Raw genomic sequence first — 21330 nt, forward strand, 5'->3', positions numbered from 1 at the left:
TCGCACCCGCTGCGATATGGTAGCGCGTTCACGCTCTTCGAAGTCAGGACGGTGACGTGAACAGGGCTTATCCGGTTGCTGCCTTCGAGATGGATCGCCTTCCGGCTGTTGCGCTCAAGGTCGAACGGCATTTCCTCTATCTCGCGCCGCGCCTGCCGGGCGTCTGGCTGTCGTTCGGCTTCGCGCTGGCTATGGGGTTGTGCCTGCTGGCGTCGTCGGCGGCGGGCCCAACCGCTTACCTGATCGGTCGCAGCGGTGCAGTCGGGTTCCTGGGCGTGACAGTCGTGCTTGCCCTCCTCTTCCCGCACGGCTTTCTGCACAGCAACTTCCGGAACTGGCTGTTGTGGCTCTTCCCATTCTGGGGTTTGTTCTCAGCCGTCTGGTCAATCAACCCCGAGCAGACGCTGCACAGTTTCAGGCTCTTTATGCCGACGGTCGCAGCTGGGATCGCGATTGGCGGCATGCTGGACCGCCGGGGGGCGAGTGTCGGACTAGCCCTCGCCCTCACGGCTTATATCATCTACTCGATCGGCTCGGGTGGGATGGTCGGCTTCGCGGATACGGGAAGCGGCGGAGATGCGCTGGCGGGGGTTACGGGCGGCAAGAATTACTTCGGTCACCTTGCCGCCAACGCGCTGATGATGACGCCAGTCTTTCTGTTGCTGGCTACCGGACGTTGGCGAGGACCGGGGTTGGCGTTCACCGGCGCGACCATGCTCCTCGCCGGATTTGCCCTGTACAAGTCGCACGCTACCGGGTCGATCTTGGCGGCCGCCATCGCTTTTGTCGTGATGGTTTCGGCCGTTTCCTTCCCCCGTTTGTCGTGGCAGTTCCGCGTCGTGCTGCTCGCCGCCGTTCTAGGTATGCTTGCACTGTTCCTGATCTTCGGTCAGACTTTGCAGGACGAGGTGTTCGCGAAGGTGTTGCGAACCTTCAACAAGGAAACAACGCTGACCGGGCGAACAGTCCTGTGGGCCTATGCCGATCGCATGATCGAGACGCGCTTCTGGCTCGGCTACGGCTCGGGCGCCTTTTGGCACTGGATGAACCCCGACGCCTGGACGCTGTGGCGGATGATGGGCGTGGCTCCGATGAGCGGGTTCAACTTCCACAATACGTTTCGTGAAGCGTTGATTGGCACGGGTGCGATTGGTCTCGCCCTGTTTTTCGCGTCGAACGGTATCCCCTACATCCGTCTTGCCTGGCGGAGTCTGGTGAGCGGGGATCCGCTGCTGGCGGTCGGGCTCGGCTACACAACGTACTTCCTCGTTCGTATGCCGGTAGAGTCGACGGGCGTGGGCCCGCTGTCGGTCGACAGCATCATCCTGTTGATGTTCTTGTCCGTGGCGATGCGCGGGCGTGAAGTCGGCCAGAAGCGTCCGACCGTCGAGGCACGGTCGCGTCGGCCCGCGCGGCCAGCCTTTCGCAACTAGGCAGCGTCAGCGTCAGCCAGCAGGTGCTTGAACTGGTCCGCGGGTGACAGCGTTGCGGGAGGCGCGCTCCCTCGCAGCTTTCCGGCTAGCCCCATGATCGGCATGCGGAGCAGCGGGATTACCGCCGGATTTCGAACGAGTTCTGCCGCCGCTGCGATCGGGCGGCGTTGTTTAAGCGCGGCGATCAGACGCTCCAACGCGGCCACCCGGTCCAGCGCGCGGGCGCGGGCGCGGCAGCGTTTCGCAAGCGCCGGGTACGCCGACATTACGCGGGCGGACAAGGCTCGATCGGCCGCGCGCATCGCCTCCACCGCCGCAAGGCTCAAGCGGTGCGAGATCGATCGTCCGTGCTTGCGATAGAAATAGAGCGGCTCGGGCACCACGAGATAGTCGAGTCCCGCGAGCAGCAGGCGTATAGCGAAATCGGTGTCCTCGGCGATCCGCAGCGTCTCGTCATACAGCACCCGCGCGCTCATCAGCCGGTCGCGGCGGATCAGTGGTTTCAGGAAGCCGGGATCAGGTTCAGGCCCATAAAGGACGGCGCGGTTCAGATAACTGTCGAGATCAAGCCGAATGGGTTCAGTGCGGTCGGCAGGCTTCAGGAATCGCCGCGGCGGTGACGCAACCCCATCGTCGAAGACCAGCTGATCGTCCGCGACAATGGCGGCCCCCGACGCCTCGCCCGCCGCAACCAGGGTGGTGAACCGGCGCGGATGGACCAGATCGTCGCTATCGACGATTGCCACCCAGTGTCCGCGCGCCTGAGCCAGCGCCTGGTTGCGCACTGCGGCCGGGCCGCCGTTCGTGTCACGGGCAATCACGCGAAGTCGGGGGTCGGTCGCGGCAATGGCGCGGGCAAGCGCTAGCCCCTCATCGGAGGAGAGGTCGTCGACGAGCACGACTTCGATGTCGGCCAGATCGCTCGCCAGGACCGATCGCAGGCAGGCCTCTATGAACGGTGCTGCATTGTAGTTGGCGATGATTACCGAAACGATGGGCTCGGCCAGCGCCGCGCTCGCCCCGGTCACGCGCGCACCTCACCGGGTAGAACAGGCCGTCCGGTGCAGATCACGCGTTGCTCGCTGCCGCACAGGCACAGCGCCGACAGTCGCCCGCTCGCGTAGGCACCCGTATCGATGCCGATCCGGTTGACGCGAATCTCGACATTCTTGGTGACCGTGTGGCCGTGAACAATGACGCGTTCGTGGCGGTCGGCAAAGTCAAGGAACTCGTTGCGAATCCACAGCAGGTCGGCCGCTTCCTGCCGGTCAAGCGGCAGGCCAGGCCGGATCCCTGCATGAACGAACGCGTAGTCGCCGCACTGCCATATCAGCGGCAGCCTATCGACCCAGTCGATGAGATCCTTGGGCACCGTCCGGCGTACAAGCGCGAGCATATCTTCGGTTCGGTCGGGATCGATGGCGTCTCGCTCCGCGCCGAAGCTGACCAGCGTGTCTATGCCGCCGTAGGCGAGCCATCCCGTCAACGCCTCGGCATTGCCGCGCCAGGCGTCCACCATGATCTCCTCGTGATTGCCCTTCAGGGCGATGATCCGCGCCTTGTTGCGCTCGTTCCAACGGACGAGTTGGATCACCTGCTGCGAGTCCGGTCCGCGATCGATCAGGTCGCCGAGGAAGACGATGTGCGTGCGCATCGGGAGCAAGGCGCTCTGTTCGTCGGCGATCTTCGTGATCAGATCGGCCAACAGGTCGAAGCGGCCGTGGATGTCGCCAATGGCATAGATGCGGTGGCCGGACGGCACACGCGGCACGCCGCGGTTCAGGAGGCGCCGGATCATGTCCGAACCAATGCATGGACGCCGCGAAGCGTCAACTCGGGACCGTCAATCGCGGACGGGCGACTCGGCCGGTTCGACCGACCGCAGCAGGCTATCTAGATCGCCCCACGCCACTCCAATCATCGCCTCTGAGTCAGGTCGACCGACCAGGCAGTGCAGCCGCACCGCGGTGCCGACGCGGTTCAGCAGTTCGCGCGAAACCGGTCGCCCGACCCGTCGTCCGCACCACAGCGCGACGGCGCGGGCATCCGCCTCATCGAAGCCGTTAGCGAGCGCCGCACTTGGACCGCAGGCGCCGCAGTTCGCACAATGTAGCGCGATCCGCCCCATGCCGTCACCGCGGAGCTCGAGATTGGCGGCCGACCCGCACCACGGGCACGGCGTCACGGGACGTCCCGCGACCTCCGCCGTCGTTGCCATCATGTTCATCGCGCGCCTCCCGCCCGCCTCTCGGGACGTTGTGAGGGGATAACGGTCGGAAGTTGATGCGGCCTTAATCTTATTCGACTATGTCTCGCCGGCGCATGGCGACGCGTACGCGGACGGATTAGCGCCGCTTGTGTGGAATATAGGACCGGATACGATGGCAACTCGTGCGGGTGCGATGGCGCTCGATCAGCGCTGGCTCGGCTTGATCAGAAACGGATGGTTCCTGGCGCTTGCTGCGGCCGCCTTCGCCGGCCCGCCGCTCGCGGCGCTCGCTCGCGTCGTCTGGTCGACGGAACAGGGCGCGCAGGGACCGATCATCCTGATGACTGGCCTGTGGTTGCTCACGATCGAGGCAATCCCGGTGCTACGATCCGGCATTCCGCAGCCTGGTCGCCGCGGTCTGGTCGCCGCGTGGCTCGTCGCCTCCCTTCTGCCATACGCGATCGCCAGCATGCTGGGCGTGGTGTGGCTGCAATGGGCCGCTACCTACAGCGCGCTGGTCGCGGTCGGTTATGCCTACGCCGGCGGGCAGGTGCTCAAACGCCTTTGGTTTCCGCTCTTCTACCTGCTGTTTCTGATCCCGCCGCCCTACAGCGTAATGTTGGCGCTGACCCGCGCGCTGAAGCTGTGGATTTCCTCCGCCGCGGTCGAGATCCTGACGTTGTTCGGCTACAATGTAGCGAGCAGCGGCACGACCCTGTTCATCGATCAATATGAACTCTTGGTAGCCGCCGCGTGCGCCGGGATGAACTCGCTGTTCAGCCTGCTCGCGATCGGGCTGTTCTACATCTACCTGCGCCACCGCAGCGAGTGGCGCTACGCGGTGGTACTCGCGGCGTTGGTGATCCCGATCGCGATCGCGGCCAACCTGTTGCGCGTCATCCTGCTGCTGCTCATTACCAAGTATCTTGGCAATCAGGTGGCACAGGGCATCCTCCACGACGCGGCCGGGCTCAGCATGTTCATGCTGGCGCTCCTGCTGCTGATCGCGATCGACGCCGCGCTCGATCCGCTGCGCCGACGACTCGGTCGCACGGCGTTGACCGCATGACGGACGCTGCGCGCCCGCTGCCCGACGCTGCGCTCGACCGACGGCAATTTGTGCTCGGCGGGACGCTGCTCGCCGCTGCCGCCGCGACGGTGGTGCTGAAGCCGAAGCGGGTCGTCGCGCCGCTTGAACCTGGCTTGCTGAATGCGGCCGTGCCCAAGCGGATCGGTCCGTACAGCTTCCTGACCGCGAGCGGGCTTGTTCTGCCGCCGCAGGACGAGATTACCGAACAGATCTACGACCAGGTGCTGACCCGCGTGTACGCGGCCGACGGGCTGCTGCCGCTGATGCTCCTGATCGCCTATGGCAGTGCACAGGATTATACGCTTCAGGCCCATCTGCCGGAGATTTGCTACCCTTCGTCAGGCTACACGCTGACCGACCTCGACCGAGTTCCTGTCCAGCTTGGGGACACGCTTCAAACCGCCACCTTCCTAGCAGCTGAGCGTGCCGGAACTGTCGAGCAGGTGCTCTACTGGGTTCGGATCGGCGCGCAGTACCCCTCTACCCTCACTGGTGAGCGACTCGCCGTATTCCGCGCAAATGTGGCGCGCACCCTACCGGACGGTATACTCGTGCGCGTGTCGACGATTTCGCCGAGCCGCCGGGAAGCGTTGCCGCAATTGCAGTCGTTCAACCGAGAGTTGATCAGCAGCATCAATCCTTTGGGTCGCAGGCTGTTCTTCGGCCCGACATCGCAATGAATGTCGGCAGAAGCAAAATCAGAGAGGACGGTTCAATGAGAACGGGGGTGCGCTTCGTTGGCGCGGCATTGGCTGCGACGCTGGGCAGCGCGGTGCTGACGGGATGCGACAGGAAGCCAGTGGGTCAGGTGGTCGCGACGGTGAACGGCGAGGAAGTCACCCGCCGCGAGCTCGTCTCCGAAGTTAACGCGATCGGCGGAGGCAATCTGAACGAGGAGCAACTCAAGGCTGCGCAGCCGGCGCTGGTCCAGGGCCTCGTCGATCGCAAGTTGCTGGTCCAGGAAGCCAAGCGATCGAACCTTGACAAAAATCCACAGTTTCTCGCCGAACAGCAACGCGCGAACGATCTGCTGCTCGTCCGCATGCTGGCGCAGTCGTGGATGGGCCGCCAGACCAAACCTGAGGCCGCAGCGGTGCGTGCCTTTATCGCAGACAACCCGCAGATGTTCGGCGAACGCAAGGCGGTGCTGGTCGATGCGATCGTCACTCCAGCGAACAGCATCACCGCGCAACAGCTGGCGCCTCTCAAGAGCAACGACGCGATCGCAGCGTGGCTGACGAGCAACAAGAAGCAGTTCCGGCGCGTTAATCGTCCGGTCGACACCGCAACCCTGCCCAAGCCGTTCGTCCGCCAGCTGCTGTCTCAGGCGGGAAGCGGAGAGCCGGTGGCGCTCAACGACGGCAGCGCGTTCACCATCATGGCCCCGCGCAGCGTGCGCCCGATGCCATTGCCGTCGAACCAGTGGAACAAGGTGGCGGAGCAGGCGATCGCGCAGCAAGTGCAGAACAAGACGATCGCGGACGAGTTGAAGCGGCTGCGCGAGAACGCCGATCTCAACTACCTGCCCGAATTCGCACCGAGTTCGGGCAACGCCGCGGCGCCTGCCAGGGGCGACCCTCCTGCGACGACCTTAGAATCGTAACCGAAGCGACTCGCAGCGGCACGGCTGCGAGCCGCGTGATCGCCGGCGAGCATCAGAGCGGCGCATCGCGCCCCTTCCAATTCAAGCGGGTCGGGTAGGCTCAACGAGGCTACCGCTACCTTGTCGGAGTGAGGCGCTTATAGACGTTGCCAGCGCCTGTTGTATCGCAACTGGACGGCGTCTCTTCGCCATACCGGCTTGCAAGTCTTAAGTGCTTGCTAATAAGTCATATCTGGCGATCCCGTTCCGGCCGTTTAGCAGCACACCAGAAATCCGAGCGTCTGTTGCGCAGTCATTCGGTGGCGCCGCGTACCCGCGTCAGCTCGATGCCGGCGCGATCAGCTCGGCGGAAGCGCGCCGGTCTGATTATGCGCTACGGCGGACGTTGATGCCGTACTAGAAGGCGAGCTCACCGACCACGTTGCCGCCTTCACTGTATCGGCACACCAGCACATCTTCCACTCGCCCACGCGCCAGCGCGCAGCCTACTGCGGTCGAGCGCCGCCACATCAGCTGCGTATAATGACCGACATCGTCGAAATTGCCTGTCTTGCTGGCAAAAGGGATCGCGGCGGGCCGATAGTGCCGCTTCTCGGCCGCCCAGGCCGCCACCATCGCCTCGGGAGCAAAAGCGCCACGGGTTCCCGCCCAGAGGTTCTCGCCCTGCGGGTCGCGATCACGCGGATCAGGGCTGTAGTGGTGAAAGGCGCCAGTGGCGGCCAGCCGGTCGGCCCAGCGTGTGGCTGACGCCGCCAGTGCAGGGTTCCAGTCGAGCGGCGGCAGCCCGGATGCCGTTCGTTCGCGGTTGTGCGCGGCAAGCAGGCGTGCATCCAGATTGACTGTCAGGTCAGTCGCGCCGAGTAGGGCGGGCGCGACCAGGGCAGCAGCTAAGCGCCCTTTCAGGCAGCGCGACGATATCAGACGAGAAAGCGACATGCGGCAAGGTCCGGCAGTTGATGCCGAAATATGCCAGCGGCGCTCTCACCACCGGATTGCGCGTCCTGGTTAAGGCGACCCTAGGCATTTTTTCTGGGAGGCAACTGGATAGCCGCGGCGCCTATCCCTGCCTCAACAGGTGCCATGCCCCGTCAACCCCGGTCGGCAGCCGAAGAGGATGGTTTGAGGGCACGAGCGATGCAGAAGCTATGGCTGCCTGAATGGCGCTCTTGACCGAGCAACGGGCGAGAACCGCTGGCAGTCCGGAACAACAGCGTCGCCCTGCGCCATTCAGGTGGATGGACCCGTCGACGCCCGCTTGCAGCCCGATTGATCTCTTCTTGCGAGAACGTAATGATCCGCTCGGTAGAGTGATCCTGTTGCCCGTCAGGTCGGTCTGGACGGACGCATATCGCTCACCCTCGGAGGATGAGCCGGAACAGCTGCCAGGCGAGAACCCAGCTCGCTCCGGCACCGATAAGAATCACGGCGACACGTGCGGCACCCGGCCAGCGGTCGACATGTGGCTCGATGGCAGCGCTTGTCCAGGCGCCGCTGGTCATCGCCGCATCGATTCGCGCCTGGAGTGCCGCAGCGGGCGAGTCGACGCTCTCGTGGCGGGCGCTGGCTGGCACGAGATGCGGCGCGCCCCGCGCGACATGGTTGTGATCCACCGACCCTGAGGTAAAACGCCATTGAGCTGACATCGACCGTCTCCTGACGCCTCCTGTTCTGGTGAAAAAACGTCAACGGATCGTAAATGCTTCGGTGAGAAGCCTCGGCCTCGCAGGTCCGCGCTTGTCCCGGAGCATGACGCACCGGAACAGGGTTGCACCGCAAGGCAGTTGCGTCCGCGCGGCGTGTTCCCCATGGGCAACTGGTGGGCCGACGGCCGGTCGCAATCGTTGGGGGTGTGATGGAAACCGTCTACGACTGGGTGTCGATCCTGATCTTCGCCGGCCTCGTCACCTTGTTCCTGCAGCGTTCGATCGCGGAAACCGAGGTGGACAGCATCTGGCACTACCTGCCGCCGGCGCTCGGTTGCGCGATTGGCAACCAGCTCGGAAACAATGACTGGCCTGTGCCGGCCGTCACCCTATTCCTCGCGACGCTTGCCTATATCTGGTACGTCCTGAAGCCAGGCCGGGTGCAGAACTCAGGGGACTAACCCGGGCTTCGCCTCTATCCTGATCGACGGAGCGGCATGCGGTCGCTCGCAACGACGCCAGCGAATGTCACTGCTGCGCCAGCCTAGAAGGCGGCGGCATCGGCGGTTCCGAAGGACGCATCGTTGCCCGACGGTCGATCGGTACCTGCTGCGGTGGCAGCGCGGAGGCGGAGCGCGGTTTCAGCCGCAAGGCCGGCTGCTCGACCAGATGCCACGACAGCGCACCCAGGAGCCAACTGACCGGCAGGCTGACTGCTGCCAGCACGATCGGCGTGATGGCACCATTGAGGGACCACACGATAAGCTGCTGAACAAAGAACCCCCACAGATAGGTGCCGTAGGAAACGTCGCCCAATCGGGAGAGCAGCTTCAGGCTGAAGCGGCTGGACAGCCCCACCAGCAGCGTCAGCACACAGAACGGAACCGTCGAGATCAGCAGATTGTACCTGCTTGAGATGAACTGAGAGCAGAGTAGCGCAACGACACACAGCTTTACGGCCATCGCCTTTGCGTGCTGCGTCATCCTGTCCGCACCCGTGAAGGCGAACAACATGCCGATCAGATAGCAGGACATGTAGCTCAGCCCGCCATACAGGCGAAAACTGTATAGTTGCATCTCGCTGATCGGCCGGAGCGCCCAGGGGTGGCGCACGACCACGAACAGGGCGGCGAAAACTGCGACCACCATAGCCGGCATGACCAGCCTGGGTCGCCACAGGACGGCGGGCACCAGAACGAGCGTGGAGGCGTACATGGTCACTTCGATCGGCAGCGTCCACAAGCTCGAGTTGACCGAGTGAGAATAGGGAAGGATCGTGAAGACGCCCGGAAGCTTGTGGACGGTGAACAGGACCATGTTCAGGCCGACGTAGGACCAGGTTTTCGCAGAAGCGTAATAGTCACCCGCCGGAAGCGTCGAGAGCATCGGTCCGGCGACAAGCCCGACAAACACCACGACAACCGCCAGCGCAGGGAAGATCCTGAGCGCGCGCTTGCCCAGAAGCGGGCGAGGTTCCGGTCCGCGCTCCAGCTCTTGGTAATGAGGTAGCCGGAGATCGCGAAGAAGGCGAAGACGCCGAGTGCGTTGACACTGGTGCCGAGCAGAGGCGGATCCGGCTGGCCGAGGATCGGCCACGAGTGACCGACGATCACCGCAGACGCGGCGATCAGTCTGAGCAAATCGAGGCTGTTGGCATGACGCACCGTCGCTCGCAGGCGCATCCGTTATGGGTTCGTAATGGATACACCACCGGCGATCGACTCACAACAGCGCGGGCGCAGACAGCGACGATCGTCCTGATCGTCGCTGTCGGGCTCAGGACTGCCTCAATCAGAGCAGGACGGCGTTGATCGCCGCGGCGTAGGTAGCCGCCAGATGGCTGTACCCCAGTGACGACGGATGGATGCCGTTCGGGTAGAGCGTCGGATCACCGGTCGCGGCCGGATAGGATCCCATCGCCGCGTTGGACGCCAGGTCGCAGGCTGCGGTCGCGCCAGCGCCATTCGCGCGGACCGCGGTGTTGTACGCCTGCCGCTCGGCCTCGATCGCGGGTGACACGTTCGCAGTCTGCGGTAGCAGTGTGCATACGACCACTTTGTGCCCCAGCGACTTCAGATAAGCGACATAGGGTATGGTCGTGTCGGTGTAGAGCGTAGCGCCACCGGAACCGCCCGCGTGAATGTCGTTGATCCCGCCCTGAATGACCGAGACGATCGGCCGCCCGGAACTGGGCAGGTCGACCTGCCCTTCATAGGCGACACTATCCCGATAGCAGTGCGCCAGGAACTTGCGGGCGTTGGCAAACACGTACCAGTCGGTCGCTTCGTCGATCAGCGGCCGGGCGTAATGGCCGATGCCGCGGGTCAGCGTGGTCGCCACGCCCTCCGCGATGCTGTCGCCGATCAGCAGCACGCGCGCGTTCGTGCCCCACGGCGCGATGTCGAAACGGTCGCGCAAGGCACCGTCGACGGCAATGCAGTCTGCATCGGACAGCGTGCCGGCGACCACCACGTCGGCCAGCACCCGCACGTTGGGGTTGAACGTCTCCAGTCCGGTGTTCGCGCCGAGACTGAGCGTCGTCAGCGCTTCCGCCGAGGGTACAGCGGCCGATGCGACCCTCGCGCCATTGAAGAACAGGTCGCACCCGTCCGCCCGTTCGCGTAGCATCAGGACGCATGGGCTTGCCGGCATCTTGTCGAACACCGCGCCACCGGCGGTAAGCTGGACCTTGCCCCCCTCGACCGATCCGTACCCGGGCGAATCGGTGGGTCCGAGCGAGTAGGTGTAGAGCAGGTGCCCGCCGACAGCGCCGAGTAGTTGCGGTATGATCGAGGCGGTCGGTTCCATCACCAGCGCGCGGGTGAAGCCGCGACCTGTCAGGGCAGCCGGTGCCGACATGGCCCGGAACACGCCACCGGCACCATCCGACCGCCGACCATCCACAATCACGGGCAGCGCGATGCCGATTCGGACCAGATCGGACAGGGCGAACTGCTGCGGCGCGGTCAATTGCGTGTAGTTCCGCCCGCTCCCGGTCTGGTCGTAGAGCGTCGCGATGCGGATCGCCTCCGCTTCGCCGCGCGCAGCCTGCACGGCGGCGGGCGACACACGCTCCCCGCCCAGGTCCAGCCCGCCCGCGTTCACCAGCGGTCCCGCATAGCCCGGCATCAACCGCTCGGTCGATGTGACGAGGTGGTAGCTCGCATCCTGCGTGGCGAGGACGGGAAGATAGGTCGGCAAGGGAGGCGGCGGAGCGGACGCGTCCAGATCCCGATCGGATTGATTAAGCGTGGCGAAGCTCAGCGAGAGATCAAGCATCACGCGTGCCCCCGCACCGGTCGACATGGAAGCGCAGAGTGCGGACTGTTATCCGCCAACCAGATGATCGCCATGTCATTTCCCTTCGAAAGCACCTCTTTGTCGCCCAATTTTCCGAGCAGCGCTGGGCCTTTGCCTCCGCCGGCACGCTGTAGGACAGCGAAATGTTTGCACTCCGTTCTTGTATTTGGCGGTTGGTGATTTGCCCGTCCTTTGCGATGAGGAGGCTTCGCGATGGGGACAGCGCAAGACATGAATGGCCGCACGCCCGCCGCTGTTGCGGCCGTACTAGATGCCGGCTGGATGGCTCGCGCGGCGCGTGGCGTGTCAGCGCTCCTCAACGGGGCACTTGGTCACCGACTTTCGAGACATCTGCCCGGCGCGCTGACCGGTCGCCTGCACCGGCTGGCCGCCCGGGTTCCGCCGCGGACCACGGTGCATGGTTCCGGTGCGCCGGGTCGTCAGTACCTGCTGGTCGGACACGACCTCAGTCTCAGCGGGGCGCCGCAGCTCCTCCTCGAAATTGCCCGGCTGCTGGTGGCGGACGGGAGGGCGGTGACGCTGATGACCCCCGAGGACGGACCCTTGCGCACTCCGCTGGTGGAGGCCGGCGCGACGGTCATCGTCGACCCGCTGCTGCTGCGCCGGCCCGAGCGGCTGTTGTCGGTGCTGGCCGGGTCTGTTGACGGGGCGCTGTGCAACTCCGTGGTGACCGCCGCCGCCGTCACCGCGCTGGCGCCGCGTACTCCGGTGATCTGGTATGTTCACGAAGTGTCGGTGCTGCAGGACCGGATGGCGGCAGACCCGGCGCTCGGCGCGGCGTTTGCGCTACCGGCTCGGCTCTGGGCAGGAAGCGAGCTGTCTGCGGCATTGCTGCGGCCGATGCGCGACGATGTCGAAGTCGTGCCATACGGCCTCGATCCGATTGCGGCGGCTCAGCCGATCGCGTCGCCGTCGCAGCGGCTCTTGCGGCTTGCTTCGCTCGCAACGATCGAGCCGCGCAAGGGGCAGGACCTGCTGGTCGCAGCGGTCGCGATGCTGGCCCCGGCGGTTCGTGCGGCGATCCATGTCGATCTCTACGGTCGCATGACCCATCCCGAATTTGGTGCCGATGTGTGCGCCGCGGCGGCGGGCCTGCCGGTCACAATCCCCGGCAGCCTCGATCGCGATGGGTACCGCGCGGCCGTGCTGGCCTGCGATGCGGTGGTGGTGCCGTCGCGTGACGACACGCTGCCGCTTGTTTCGCTGGATGCCTTGGGAGTCGGGCGGGTGCTGATTTGCACGAGCACGACCGGCACCGCGGCATATCTGGAGAACGGAGTCAGCGGCTTCGTCGCGAGCGAGCCGACGGCCGCGGCGATCGCGACGGCGCTGAAGGAGGCGCTCGCCAGGCGCGAGGACTGGCCGGCGATCGCTGCGGCGGGGCGCGCCGTGTTCGCCCGACACTTTTCCAAGGATGTGTTCGCGGCGCGGCTGCGCGACACCATCGCGGCCCTCGCCTCTTGAGCATCGCTGGAGCCCGGTGTCTCGTCCTCGGCGGTGGCGGCTTCCTCGGGATCAATCTGTGCCGGGCGCTGCTCGCCGCCGGTGCGGAGGTCGCCGGCTACGGTCGCCGCCCGCACGACCGCTCGGCGCTTCCCAGCGATCTCAGGTGGTACGACGGCGATTTCGCCGACCATGCTGCCATCGCGCAGGCGGTCGGCGGGCAGGACATTGTCTATCATCTGCTCGGCGGCAGTGTTCCCGCTCAATCCAACGCGGAACCCGCGGCGGACGTGGTCGGGAGCCTGCTGCCGTCGCTGCGGCTAATCGAGGCCTGCCGGGCGGGGGGCACCGGGCGGCTGGTGTTCGCATCGTCGGGCGGCACCGTCTACGGACCGACACTGCCCGGCATCCGCATAACCGAGGACGCACCGACCAACCCGATCACCGCCTATGGCATCAACAAGCTGGCGGTGGAAAAGTACCTCGGACTGTTCCGTCACCTGCACGGCTTCGACGCGGTCGTGCTCCGCGTGGCGAATCCCTATGGTCCCTTTCAACACGCCCGCCGCGCACAAGGGGTGGTCGGAACGGCGCTGGCGCACGCCCTCGCCGGTGAGCCGATCGAGATCTGGGGCGATGGCCTTGTCGTGCGGGATTATCTGCACATCGACGACGTCGCGGCGGCCATGGTTACGGCTGGCACGTACGATGGCGGTCAGTGGTTGTTTAACGTCGGGTCGGGTCAGGGCCGAACGGTTCGGGCGGTCGTGGAGGATGTCTGTGCGCTGCTAGGATTACCGCGCGACCGGATCGTTCACCGCCCCGGTCGTGCGGTCGATGTGCCGTACAACGTGCTCAACCCTGACCTCATCGGTCGGGAGATGGGGTGGGCACCAAGCGTCGACTGGCAGGCCGGGCTGGTTGCCACGGCCCGCTGGCTGCGGGAGCGCTCGGCCGGCCGGCGCACTGGCGCTTGATCTCGGTCAGATTGTAGGCCGCTTGGCGAAGATGTTGAGTTGCAGATCCATGCTCATGTGCACCTGATCGACCGACAGGGGCGTCGGCGAGCACAGTTGCGTGTGGATGTAGTATCGGTATCCGGACGCCTTCAGCGTCTCGAGCAGGATGGAGAGTAGTTGCTCGGAGGTTCGGAAGGAATGATCTTCGACGAACATCTGTTCCACCCGGTCGAGGCCGGTACAGGATCAAAGAACGTCGGTCTCGGCGCCTTCAATGTCAATCTTCAAGAGATCCGCGCCGCTGCCAATCAGCGCGTCAAGTCTCACGTCTCCACGCGAACGTGTCAGGCTGCCGTGTCGTTGTGGTGCAGGCGCCCGCGTCGGCGCCCTCCCGGTGGAACATGATCGGGTCGGTCGATTCCGATACCGCCTTGTTGATCAGCGTGACATCAGCATAGCCAGCAGTCTCGACATTGTGCTTCAGGACCGCGAGTTGGCGGGATCGGCCTCGACGGCTGTGATGCTGGCGTCGGGATAGGTCCGCTTGAAATAGGCGACGCTGACACCTGTGTTCGCACCGCAGTCGATGATCACCGGAGCGGTCGAGCGGGTGACGAACCTGTAGATTTCCTCAAGGAAGATTCCGCGGTAACTGGCAAGAAATTCGGGCGCATCGGTGATCTGTAACGGGTGATTACTCAGCATCACCTCCCCGTCGACATAGCGCGGCACGCCGGCAAGTTGCGGATAGGGTAATGGAGGTGGCGCTCGCCTAATAGTGTAGCCGAAGCGCTGCGCCATCGACTTGGCTGTGTCTCTCAGCTTGAACACCTGGATAGGATCCTGCGCACCGGAGTTGCTGATTAATAACTCTACTGTTGGCATAATGATCAACAGCGGGGATCGCGCGCTACCGAACTTTATTGACCGACTGCCGGACCGAACCTGCGCGGTTTCCCGCGCGTCAGCACCTGCGATTATGTTAGCCACAGCAACACCATCGGCAGGCCGACGCCGCCCGATCACAATCGGTCGAATACGGGCCCGAAACTCTGGTCCCATGACCGCACGATTGTGTCGCTGCTGCGGTTCTGCGCACGCGCCGCATCGTCGATCGCCAGGACCGATCCACGCATCAGGCCATCCAGGATGCCGTCGAGCGTCGTCGGTACGATGATGATGTTGGCCGATCGTCCACTAAGGTCGCTTTTCACGCCGAAGCTGTTGGTCACCACCACGCCCCCGCTCGCAGCGATGTCAAGTGGCGGGTAGGACGGATGCGGCGTGTACATCAGCGACAGCGCAAGGTCGGTTCCGCGTACCAGTGCGGCATAGTCCTGCCAGGGCAACGAATCGTGATAGGCGATCTCACGCCCGGGCAGGTCGACCGGTGGAATGTCTACACCGGCGAAGTGCAGCTCCCATGCATCGGACGGGAATAGCCCGTGCTCCGTTGCTGCAGCGATCGCCTGCAATCCCCGCAGGAACAGGTTTCGCGGATGGCCCGGGCGAGCGTAGAACAGCAGCTTGCGACGCCCAGTGCCCGGCTCCGGTCGGTAGATGTGATCGGGGAACGCCGGCTCGAACGCGACGCCGTTCGCGGCCGGACCGGCTGCGCCGCTCTCCCGGAAGTGCTGAAGCAGGAGACTGGTGTTAACCACGTAGCGCAGCTCCTTCTCCTGTAGCAGCTCGTTGCAGAGCAACTGCTGGTCGCCGCCGGGGTAGAACATGCGTTCGTCTTCCTGGATCAGGTAGACGATCTGCTGCTTGGGTACGTCGTGGAGGGCGGCGTGCGTGGTCCACCATGATGTGGTGAGCACCAGGTCGTCGGGACCTAGCGGAACTGGCGATCCATCCGACGCGGCGGAGAACAGCAGCTCGAGGTCTAGCGGAAACTCGACGTTGTAGACGCTCAGCAGCCCGTGGATGGCCCGTTCTTCCGGGGGCCGGTCCCGCGTCACGATCCTGAGCGCCATGCCCTTGCGCGCGGCGAGTGCGACGGCGAACAGCACGGCTGTGCCGACGCCGCCGAACAGGTGGGAGCCGGCGATCGTATCGGTGATCATCGACAGCGTCGGTCGCGCTGCCTCCTCGCGCCGTACCCGTAGCGGTGCCAGATTCGACAAGGTCCGCCGCAGGATCTCGCCGGGCGTTGCCGGCGCAAGCGGCCCTGGCGGCGGAACGCCGATCGCGCGCTTGATGGCGGAGCGCACCGGCCGCGGCAGTAGTGTCTTGACGCGCGATCCGATCACCTAACTGTCTCCGTCATCGGGCGAGTGTCGCCATTGCTGTTCCGCCGCGCCCGTCTTGTGCCTTCTCGCGATCCTGCCTGCCAATTGGCTTACCAGCAGCTCGATCTCGTCCATCAGCGGGTGCTTCATCTGTTTGAGCAGCAGCAGCCAGGCGACAACACCGACCGCGATCGTCCCGGCGATGGGCAGTAGCGAAGTCCGGCTGTCCCATCCGGTCAGCATCATCAGCACGAAACAAGGTAACGCAGCTACCGCCGTCAGCAGCGTTCCCTCAGCATAGATGCCGATCATTCTGGACTGCTCCACCTGCGCGAGCCGTGGCATGTGGCGACTGTACAGAAGGAGCGAGAAGATCGCGTCCACGATCGACGAAGCCGCGACGGCGACCAGGCTAATCAGGCTGCCGATCACCTGAGTGAGCACGCCGAACAACGATCGCGAGATTTCCAGTCGCGTTTGGACCTTCAGCTCGTCGCGGACCAGGAACAGTTCCCAGTTCATCGCGAACGACAGGGTGATGAAATGCGACACCAGGATCAGTGACAGCGGGATCGCCGCGCCCATCCACCGCTCGCCGTACAGCAGGAGGATGGCGGGCTTCGCCAGCACCGCCAATCCGATCACAAGTGGCCCGATCAGCGCGATGATCATCCGGAGCCCGCGCAGGAATACGTCGGCCACGCGGTCACCCTCGCGCTGCGCCTCCGACAGCTTGGCGAAGACCACTCTGGTCATCGGCGCATAGATGTTGCCGAAGATCAGGTTGTTGAGGTTGAGCGCGCGCGAGTAGAGCCCCAGCGCCGCCAGCCCGAGGAAATGCGCGACGACAATGTCCATGACGCGCGCCGACGCTTGTGAGATGCCACCGATCGACATGATCCTGAGGCCGAAGGCGGTAATCTTGCGCCACTCGAACAGGGACAAACGCATGCTCCAGTGCTCGCGCGCGATCAGGATGGTACCTAGCGTCCCGAACAGCGCGCCGGTCACGGCCCCATAGGCGGGACTCATCGAGCTCTCTCCGCGCAGGGCGGCGATGATCGTCACCCCGGTCGTGATCATCATGGCGAGGACGCCGATGATCGATGTGCCGCGGAACAGCATCGCCCGCTGGAGCATGACGCTCGACCGGAAGCTCAATGCGCCGAGGATCGGGTTGATCGCGAGCAGCTGCAGCACCGAGGCGACGGTGGGTTCGCTCAGCAGGAACGCACCGAACCGACCCAGCAAAAAGATGGCGATCGCCAGCGCGATGCTGAGGACGAGATTGATCGTGAACGCCGCATCCAACTTACGCGACGTGAGCTCGATCTCGCGAATGACGTAGGAGCCGACACCGAACGCGGCGAACAATTGAATGATGCCGATCGTCGCCATGGCGACCGCATAGACGCCCATTTCGCGGGGCGAGAGCAGACGGGCGATGACGATCGATCCGGCGAACGTCACCAGCATCGTCGCGCCGTTGCCGGAGAACGACCAGAAGAGCGCCTTACGAACCATCAGCTGCGTCGATTCCGTACCCTAGACGGCGGCGCTACCGCCGTGCCACTCGACACATCGCCGAAGCCCGGGTGCTGTGCTACACCCAAAATGCCGCAACTGCTAACACCCGCACACGTGAACAAATAGCGACAATGGTGGGCCGCGCGCCGCGTCGAACTTACAGGGTAACGGTGACTCCGGCCGAGGCGATCACTGCATTAAACTTCGGGAAGAAATCGGAGCTGCGCGCCGAGTAGCCTACGCTCGCGTTGAAGCGAAAGCGACGGCTGAGGTAGTAGAGCGCCGACGCACTGCCGCCATATTCGTCCGCGCCAGGGATCGCGCCCTGCGGCTCGACGTGCGAGTAGCGTGCGTTGCCGATCAGGATCAGGTCGGGGCGCAACTCGTGCTCGACGGTGACCGCTCCCGTGCCCCGGACGTTTCCTGAGGTGATCGTCGAGCCACCCGGCTCAACGGTGCGGTCGGCGGTAAGGCGAACGGACGTCAGCGCCGTGGGACTGTAGAGCAGGTCGGCCGAGAAGCTCAGGCCGGAGCTGTCGAGGAAACGAGGATCTGCGTTGTCCTGGCGGTAGAAGCCCGCGGTGACGCTTCCGGAAAGCAGTTCGCTGAATGTTAGCCCGACGCCACCCTCGACACGGTAGAAGTTGGAGTCACGATCGAACCCGTTGAAGGGATTGATATCGTAGCGGATGCCCCCCCCGCCCACGCGCGCCAGCAGCCGAGTATTTGCGCCGAGTCGATACCGCCCCTCGACCTGGCCATTGTAGTTGGTGTTATCGCGGAATTCCTGCGACAGCGGGAGACCGCTGAAGGTAGTGCCGTTGTCAAAGGTCTGCTTGTTCAACCCGCCGGAGACGGAAACGCCGAATCGCGCGAAGTCCTGGCTGACCTGGCCCGACGCGCTGAGGTTTAAGTAAGTGATCGGTGACCGGCTGGCGAGATTGCTGTTGATGTCGGTACGCGGCTCGGCGATGCGCGCGGCATTAGCGGTCAGGCTCGCAAAACCGCTTCGGCCGATGTCGTACCGGCCGGTCACATTCCCGCCATACTGGGAGAAGTCCTCGCGCGGGTAATTCGCGTGAACCGTGCGCGCGTAATACACATCCGCCTGAAGGCTGTGGCGCGACCAGACCGACGCGAGCCGGGCCGACGGGCGCACGTCGAGAAACACGTCCGAGATCGCATCATTATTATCCTGCGCGCGCAGGTTGGACGTGTAATAGCCGGTGAGATCGAGACGCGGGTACAGGAAGAAACTGCCGATCCGCCCACCGATGGGGTCATAATCGGGTCGCGCGCGCTGCGCAATGCTGACGTTGGTCGGCAGCGCTGCCGACGAGACGGCGTCCTGCGCCTCGGCGGCGTGCGGCGCCACCATCCCAATTCCAGCGAGCAAGAGCCCCTTAAGCATCAGCAATCCTCTCTTCCCGCCGGATTAATCACAATGCGGGCAAAGGTAAATCAAAGCTCGTGCGCCCGCTGGTCGTACGACCCCATCGTTGAGAGGCGCACCGCCAAGTGCGGGCCTGGGTACGGCTAGCCGGCGAGACCTCGACTCGCTTGGCCCTGACTGCCCGCGCGCTGACCATCGCTGTTCGGCACGCGTCCGCCAGGCGGCTCGCCGAACCGCGCGCGGCCCGAACCGATCAGTTCTGGTAATAGCCCTTAAACTTCTTGTGGTAGCTGTAGACGTCCTGGTAGCCGGTGCTGGCGTAGCGCCGGATATCGACAAGATTAAGCGCTACGCCGCGCAGCTTGGCGTGGGCGCCGAGCAGCATCTCGACCGCTGCATCGGCTGCCTTCATCGAGGTCGAACGCCACCGTGCCAGCATCACCACTGAGTCGGCGGCGGCGGCGATCGTCCGGGTTTCCGCGATTGCCAGCACCGGTGCAGTGTCGAGCACGACCACCTCGAAGTGCTGGTGCAGCTCGGCGAGCACGTCCTCGATCGGCCGGTCGGCGAACAGGTCACGCGAGAAGCTCGGCGCAACCGTCGAGCCTAGGATGTAGAGGTCGCTGTACGGATCCTTGAACAGTGCCTCTTGGAGCGGCTTGGTGCCGGCAAGAAAATCAAGCAGTCCCGACCAGTTATCCGGCATGAATTCCTGGCTGGTCGAGCGACGGCGGATGTCGCAATCGACCAGCACGGTCCGCGACCCAGCACCGACGAAGGTCCGGGCAAGGCAGATCGACGTGGTCGATTTGCCCTCGCGCGGCAGTGCCGAGGTTATCGCAACGGTGCGCGGGACGACGCGACCCTTGAGCAACGTGGCGGTCCTGAGTGACCGAAACGCCTCGGCAAAGGCGGAGGCGGGATGTTCGAGCAGATAGTCGGCCGGCGCCTCCGCGACGCGCGACTTATCGAGAGTCGACTCGAGCTGCGGGATTGCACCGATGTAGCGAACCCGCAGCTTGTGCTCGACATCCTGCTTGGTGCTGACCTTGCCGTCAAGATACTCGGCGACGGCGATTGCGCCGAGCCCGGCTATGGGCGCGAAAACCAGGGCGAAGGCAATCGCGAGCGGGACGTTGGGAGTGAACGGCAGCAGCGGCACGCGCGACAATGAATCGATCCGGGCATCGGCGCGCTCCAGCCCTTCCTGCGACATCGTCTCCTTGGAGCGATTGAGGAACGACTGGTAGATCGACCGGACGGCATCGGCCTTGCGCTCCAATTCAAGCAGACCGACGGCGGCGGCGTTGTTCGAGGCCAGCGACCCCTTGGCCGCCGACTGGCTGCCTGAAAGCGACGCCAGGCGCGACGCCGCGGCCTGCTGCTCGGCGGAGAGGCTGGAGATGATGCGATCGATCTCGCGCTGAAGCTGGGCACGTACGTCGACAAGCTCCTGACGCGCGCGCTGTACGTCCGGGTGGCGATCGCCGTAGCGGGTGGTGAGGTCAGCGAGGCGCTGGGTAGTATCAGCCTCGCGCTGGCGCAGTCCGGAGACGGTGCCCGACCCGAGTGCGGCGCCGACATCGGCACCGCCGCCGCCGCGCGACAGCTGGGTGCGTGCCGCAGACAGCCGCGCATTGGCGCTGGCGAGCTCGGCACGCGCCCCGGCGATCTGCCCGCCGAGGTTCGATACTTCCTGCTCGGCCAGGGTTGATCCCTGGCTGCTCATCAAATTGTTGGCGATCTTGTACTGCTGCACCGCGCGGTCGGCGGCGAGCACCTTGCCCTCCATATCTTTCAGCCGCTTCTGCAGCTCGCTGCTGACCGAGGACACTTCGCTGTTCTTCGCCTCGGCCTGCTGCGCAATGTACTGTCGCGCATATTCGTTGGCGATCTGCGCGGCGAGGAAGCGATTGCTCGACTCGGCGGTGATGCCGATCAGGTACGAAAGGCCGATGCGGTTGATGCGAACCTTCGACTGCACCGCGCGCGCCAGCGGGTGCATGCCCGGACCGCCGCCGCGGTCCTGCTCGGCGATCATCGCGCCCGCGCCGCCGCCGAACTCCGGATAGCGCTGCAGGTTGAGCGCGTCGGCGACTCGCCCAGCCAGCCCGGCCGAGCTGAGGATCTGCACTTCCGTCTCGATGGCGGCGGCGTCGCCGGAGATCGGCGCGTTGACCGCCCGCACGTTGTCGACGACGTTCGCCTGCTGCGGCTCGATCAGCACCGTCGCGGCCGCAGCGTAGATCGGTGTTTTCTGCAGCGTCCACGCCGCAATTCCCGCCGTGACCAGCGCCGCAACCGCGAGGAACAGCCACAACCGCCGCCGGAACACCGCCCACAGCAACGAGGCATCGGGCAGAAGCGGTGTCTTCGCCTTTGCCTGCACCGGCGGCTGGTCGTCGTCGGCCAGCGTGTCTGTGGTCATCACGTTCATCTGCAACTCCGGCGCCGGTCATGCTGCGCTGCACTAAAGTG

General features: G+C 64.8%; 19 protein-coding genes and 1 pseudogene. 7 read left to right on the forward strand and 13 right to left on the reverse strand.

Going from position 1 to position 21330, the window contains the following annotated elements; genetic code table 11:
• Positions 1–56 precede the first annotated feature (56 nt).
• The gene (locus tag CRO12_RS06760; protein WP_144033537.1) at positions 57–1433 is read left to right on the forward strand and encodes an O-antigen ligase family protein; all 1377 of its coding nucleotides are present in this window, start codon (positions 57–59) and stop codon (positions 1431–1433) included.
• Here the strand turns inward: CRO12_RS06760 and CRO12_RS06765 are convergent.
• From CRO12_RS06765 to CRO12_RS06775, 3 genes are read right to left on the reverse strand one after another with little or no spacing between them, the layout of a single operon-like run.
• Positions 1430–2461: a glycosyltransferase family 2 protein gene (locus tag CRO12_RS06765; protein WP_097063156.1), complete on the reverse strand. Its 1032-nt coding sequence runs from the start codon at positions 2459–2461 to the stop codon at positions 1430–1432. The genes CRO12_RS06760 and CRO12_RS06765 overlap by 4 nt on opposite strands.
• A complete protein-coding gene (locus CRO12_RS06770; protein WP_097063157.1) occupies positions 2458–3231 on the reverse strand; it encodes a metallophosphoesterase family protein in 774 nt (257 codons plus the stop codon). The genes CRO12_RS06765 and CRO12_RS06770 overlap by 4 nt, the downstream gene beginning before the upstream one ends.
• 45 nt (positions 3232–3276) lie before the next feature.
• Positions 3277–3660, reverse strand: a complete 384-nt coding sequence (locus CRO12_RS06775) for a Lar family restriction alleviation protein (RefSeq protein WP_097063158.1) — start codon at positions 3658–3660, stop codon at positions 3277–3279.
• Positions 3661–3814: 154 nt separating this feature from the next.
• Between CRO12_RS06775 and xrtV the strand changes: the two genes are divergently transcribed.
• The 3 genes from xrtV to CRO12_RS06790 are packed head-to-tail and all read left to right on the forward strand — an operon-like array spanning position 3815 to position 6335.
• Positions 3815–4711 carry an exosortase V gene (gene xrtV / locus CRO12_RS06780; protein WP_097063159.1) on the forward strand — a complete coding sequence of 299 codons (897 nt, stop codon included), beginning with the start codon at positions 3815–3817 and terminating at the stop codon, positions 4709–4711.
• Positions 4708–5412 carry an exosortase-associated protein EpsI, V-type gene (epsI, locus tag CRO12_RS06785; RefSeq protein WP_097063160.1) on the forward strand — a complete coding sequence of 235 codons (705 nt, stop codon included), beginning with the start codon at positions 4708–4710 and terminating at the stop codon, positions 5410–5412. Before xrtV ends, epsI begins: the two co-directional genes overlap by 4 nt.
• 47 nt (positions 5413–5459) lie before the next feature.
• Positions 5460–6335: a hypothetical protein gene (locus tag CRO12_RS06790; RefSeq protein ID WP_097063161.1), complete on the forward strand. Its 876-nt coding sequence runs from the start codon at positions 5460–5462 to the stop codon at positions 6333–6335.
• Positions 6336–6731: 396 nt separating this feature from the next.
• Here CRO12_RS06790 and CRO12_RS06795 read toward each other — a convergent pair whose 3' ends face one another.
• Positions 6732–7271, reverse strand: a complete 540-nt coding sequence (locus CRO12_RS06795; protein WP_097063162.1) for a CAP domain-containing protein — start codon at positions 7269–7271, stop codon at positions 6732–6734.
• A gap of 416 nt (positions 7272–7687) precedes the next feature.
• A complete protein-coding gene (locus CRO12_RS17925) occupies positions 7688–7945 on the reverse strand; it encodes a hypothetical protein (RefSeq protein WP_097063163.1) in 258 nt (85 codons plus the stop codon).
• Between the two features lie 242 nt (positions 7946–8187).
• Here CRO12_RS17925 and CRO12_RS06805 point away from each other — a divergent pair, with 242 nt between their 5' ends.
• Complete coding sequence (locus CRO12_RS06805; RefSeq protein ID WP_097063164.1) at positions 8188–8439, forward strand: XrtV sorting system accessory protein; 252 nt, start codon at positions 8188–8190, stop codon at positions 8437–8439.
• Between the two features lie 67 nt (positions 8440–8506).
• On the opposite strand, the pseudogene CRO12_RS06810 reads toward CRO12_RS06805, so the two are convergent.
• Both CRO12_RS06810 and CRO12_RS06815 read right to left on the reverse strand, forming a co-directional pair.
• Positions 8507–9660 (reverse strand): annotated as a pseudogene (locus tag CRO12_RS06810) (acyltransferase family protein).
• Between the two features lie 109 nt (positions 9661–9769).
• Positions 9770–11257 carry an SGNH/GDSL hydrolase family protein gene (locus tag CRO12_RS06815; protein WP_179640894.1) on the reverse strand — a complete coding sequence of 496 codons (1488 nt, stop codon included), beginning with the start codon at positions 11255–11257 and terminating at the stop codon, positions 9770–9772.
• Between the two features lie 234 nt (positions 11258–11491).
• Between CRO12_RS06815 and CRO12_RS06820 the strand changes: the two genes are divergently transcribed.
• Both CRO12_RS06820 and CRO12_RS06825 read left to right on the forward strand, forming a co-directional pair.
• Positions 11492–12763 carry a glycosyltransferase family 4 protein gene (locus CRO12_RS06820; RefSeq protein WP_097063167.1) on the forward strand — a complete coding sequence of 424 codons (1272 nt, stop codon included), beginning with the start codon at positions 11492–11494 and terminating at the stop codon, positions 12761–12763.
• The gene (locus CRO12_RS06825; RefSeq protein ID WP_097063168.1) at positions 12760–13719 is read left to right on the forward strand and encodes an NAD-dependent epimerase/dehydratase family protein; all 960 of its coding nucleotides are present in this window, start codon (positions 12760–12762) and stop codon (positions 13717–13719) included. Before CRO12_RS06820 ends, CRO12_RS06825 begins: the two co-directional genes overlap by 4 nt.
• Before the next feature lie 6 nt (positions 13720–13725).
• Here CRO12_RS06825 and CRO12_RS06830 read toward each other — a convergent pair whose 3' ends face one another.
• From CRO12_RS06830 to CRO12_RS06855, 6 genes are all read right to left on the reverse strand, one after another.
• On the reverse strand, positions 13726–13917 hold the full coding sequence (locus CRO12_RS06830; RefSeq protein WP_097063169.1) for a hypothetical protein: 192 nt from the start codon (positions 13915–13917) through the stop codon (positions 13726–13728).
• Positions 13918–14181: 264 nt separating this feature from the next.
• On the reverse strand, positions 14182–14532 hold the full coding sequence (locus CRO12_RS06835) for a class I SAM-dependent methyltransferase (RefSeq protein ID WP_144033539.1): 351 nt from the start codon (positions 14530–14532) through the stop codon (positions 14182–14184).
• Between the two features lie 191 nt (positions 14533–14723).
• The gene (locus tag CRO12_RS06840) at positions 14724–15953 is read right to left on the reverse strand and encodes a rhamnosyltransferase WsaF family glycosyltransferase (protein WP_097063171.1); all 1230 of its coding nucleotides are present in this window, start codon (positions 15951–15953) and stop codon (positions 14724–14726) included.
• Positions 15954–17456, reverse strand: coding sequence for a lipopolysaccharide biosynthesis protein (locus CRO12_RS06845; RefSeq protein WP_097063172.1), 1503 nt, complete (start codon positions 17454–17456; stop codon positions 15954–15956).
• A 160-nt stretch (positions 17457–17616) separates the two neighbouring features.
• Entirely contained in the window at positions 17617–18870 is a 1254-nt protein-coding gene (locus CRO12_RS06850; protein ID WP_179640896.1) for an outer membrane beta-barrel protein, read from the reverse strand.
• A gap of 235 nt (positions 18871–19105) precedes the next feature.
• Entirely contained in the window at positions 19106–21289 is a 2184-nt protein-coding gene (locus CRO12_RS06855) for a GumC family protein (RefSeq protein ID WP_097063174.1), read from the reverse strand.
• Between the last annotated feature and the right edge of the window lie 41 nt (positions 21290–21330).

It is taken from the genome of Sphingomonas guangdongensis, assembly GCF_900199185.1.
GTDB classification, from domain to species: domain Bacteria; phylum Pseudomonadota; class Alphaproteobacteria; order Sphingomonadales; family Sphingomonadaceae; genus Sphingomonas; species Sphingomonas guangdongensis.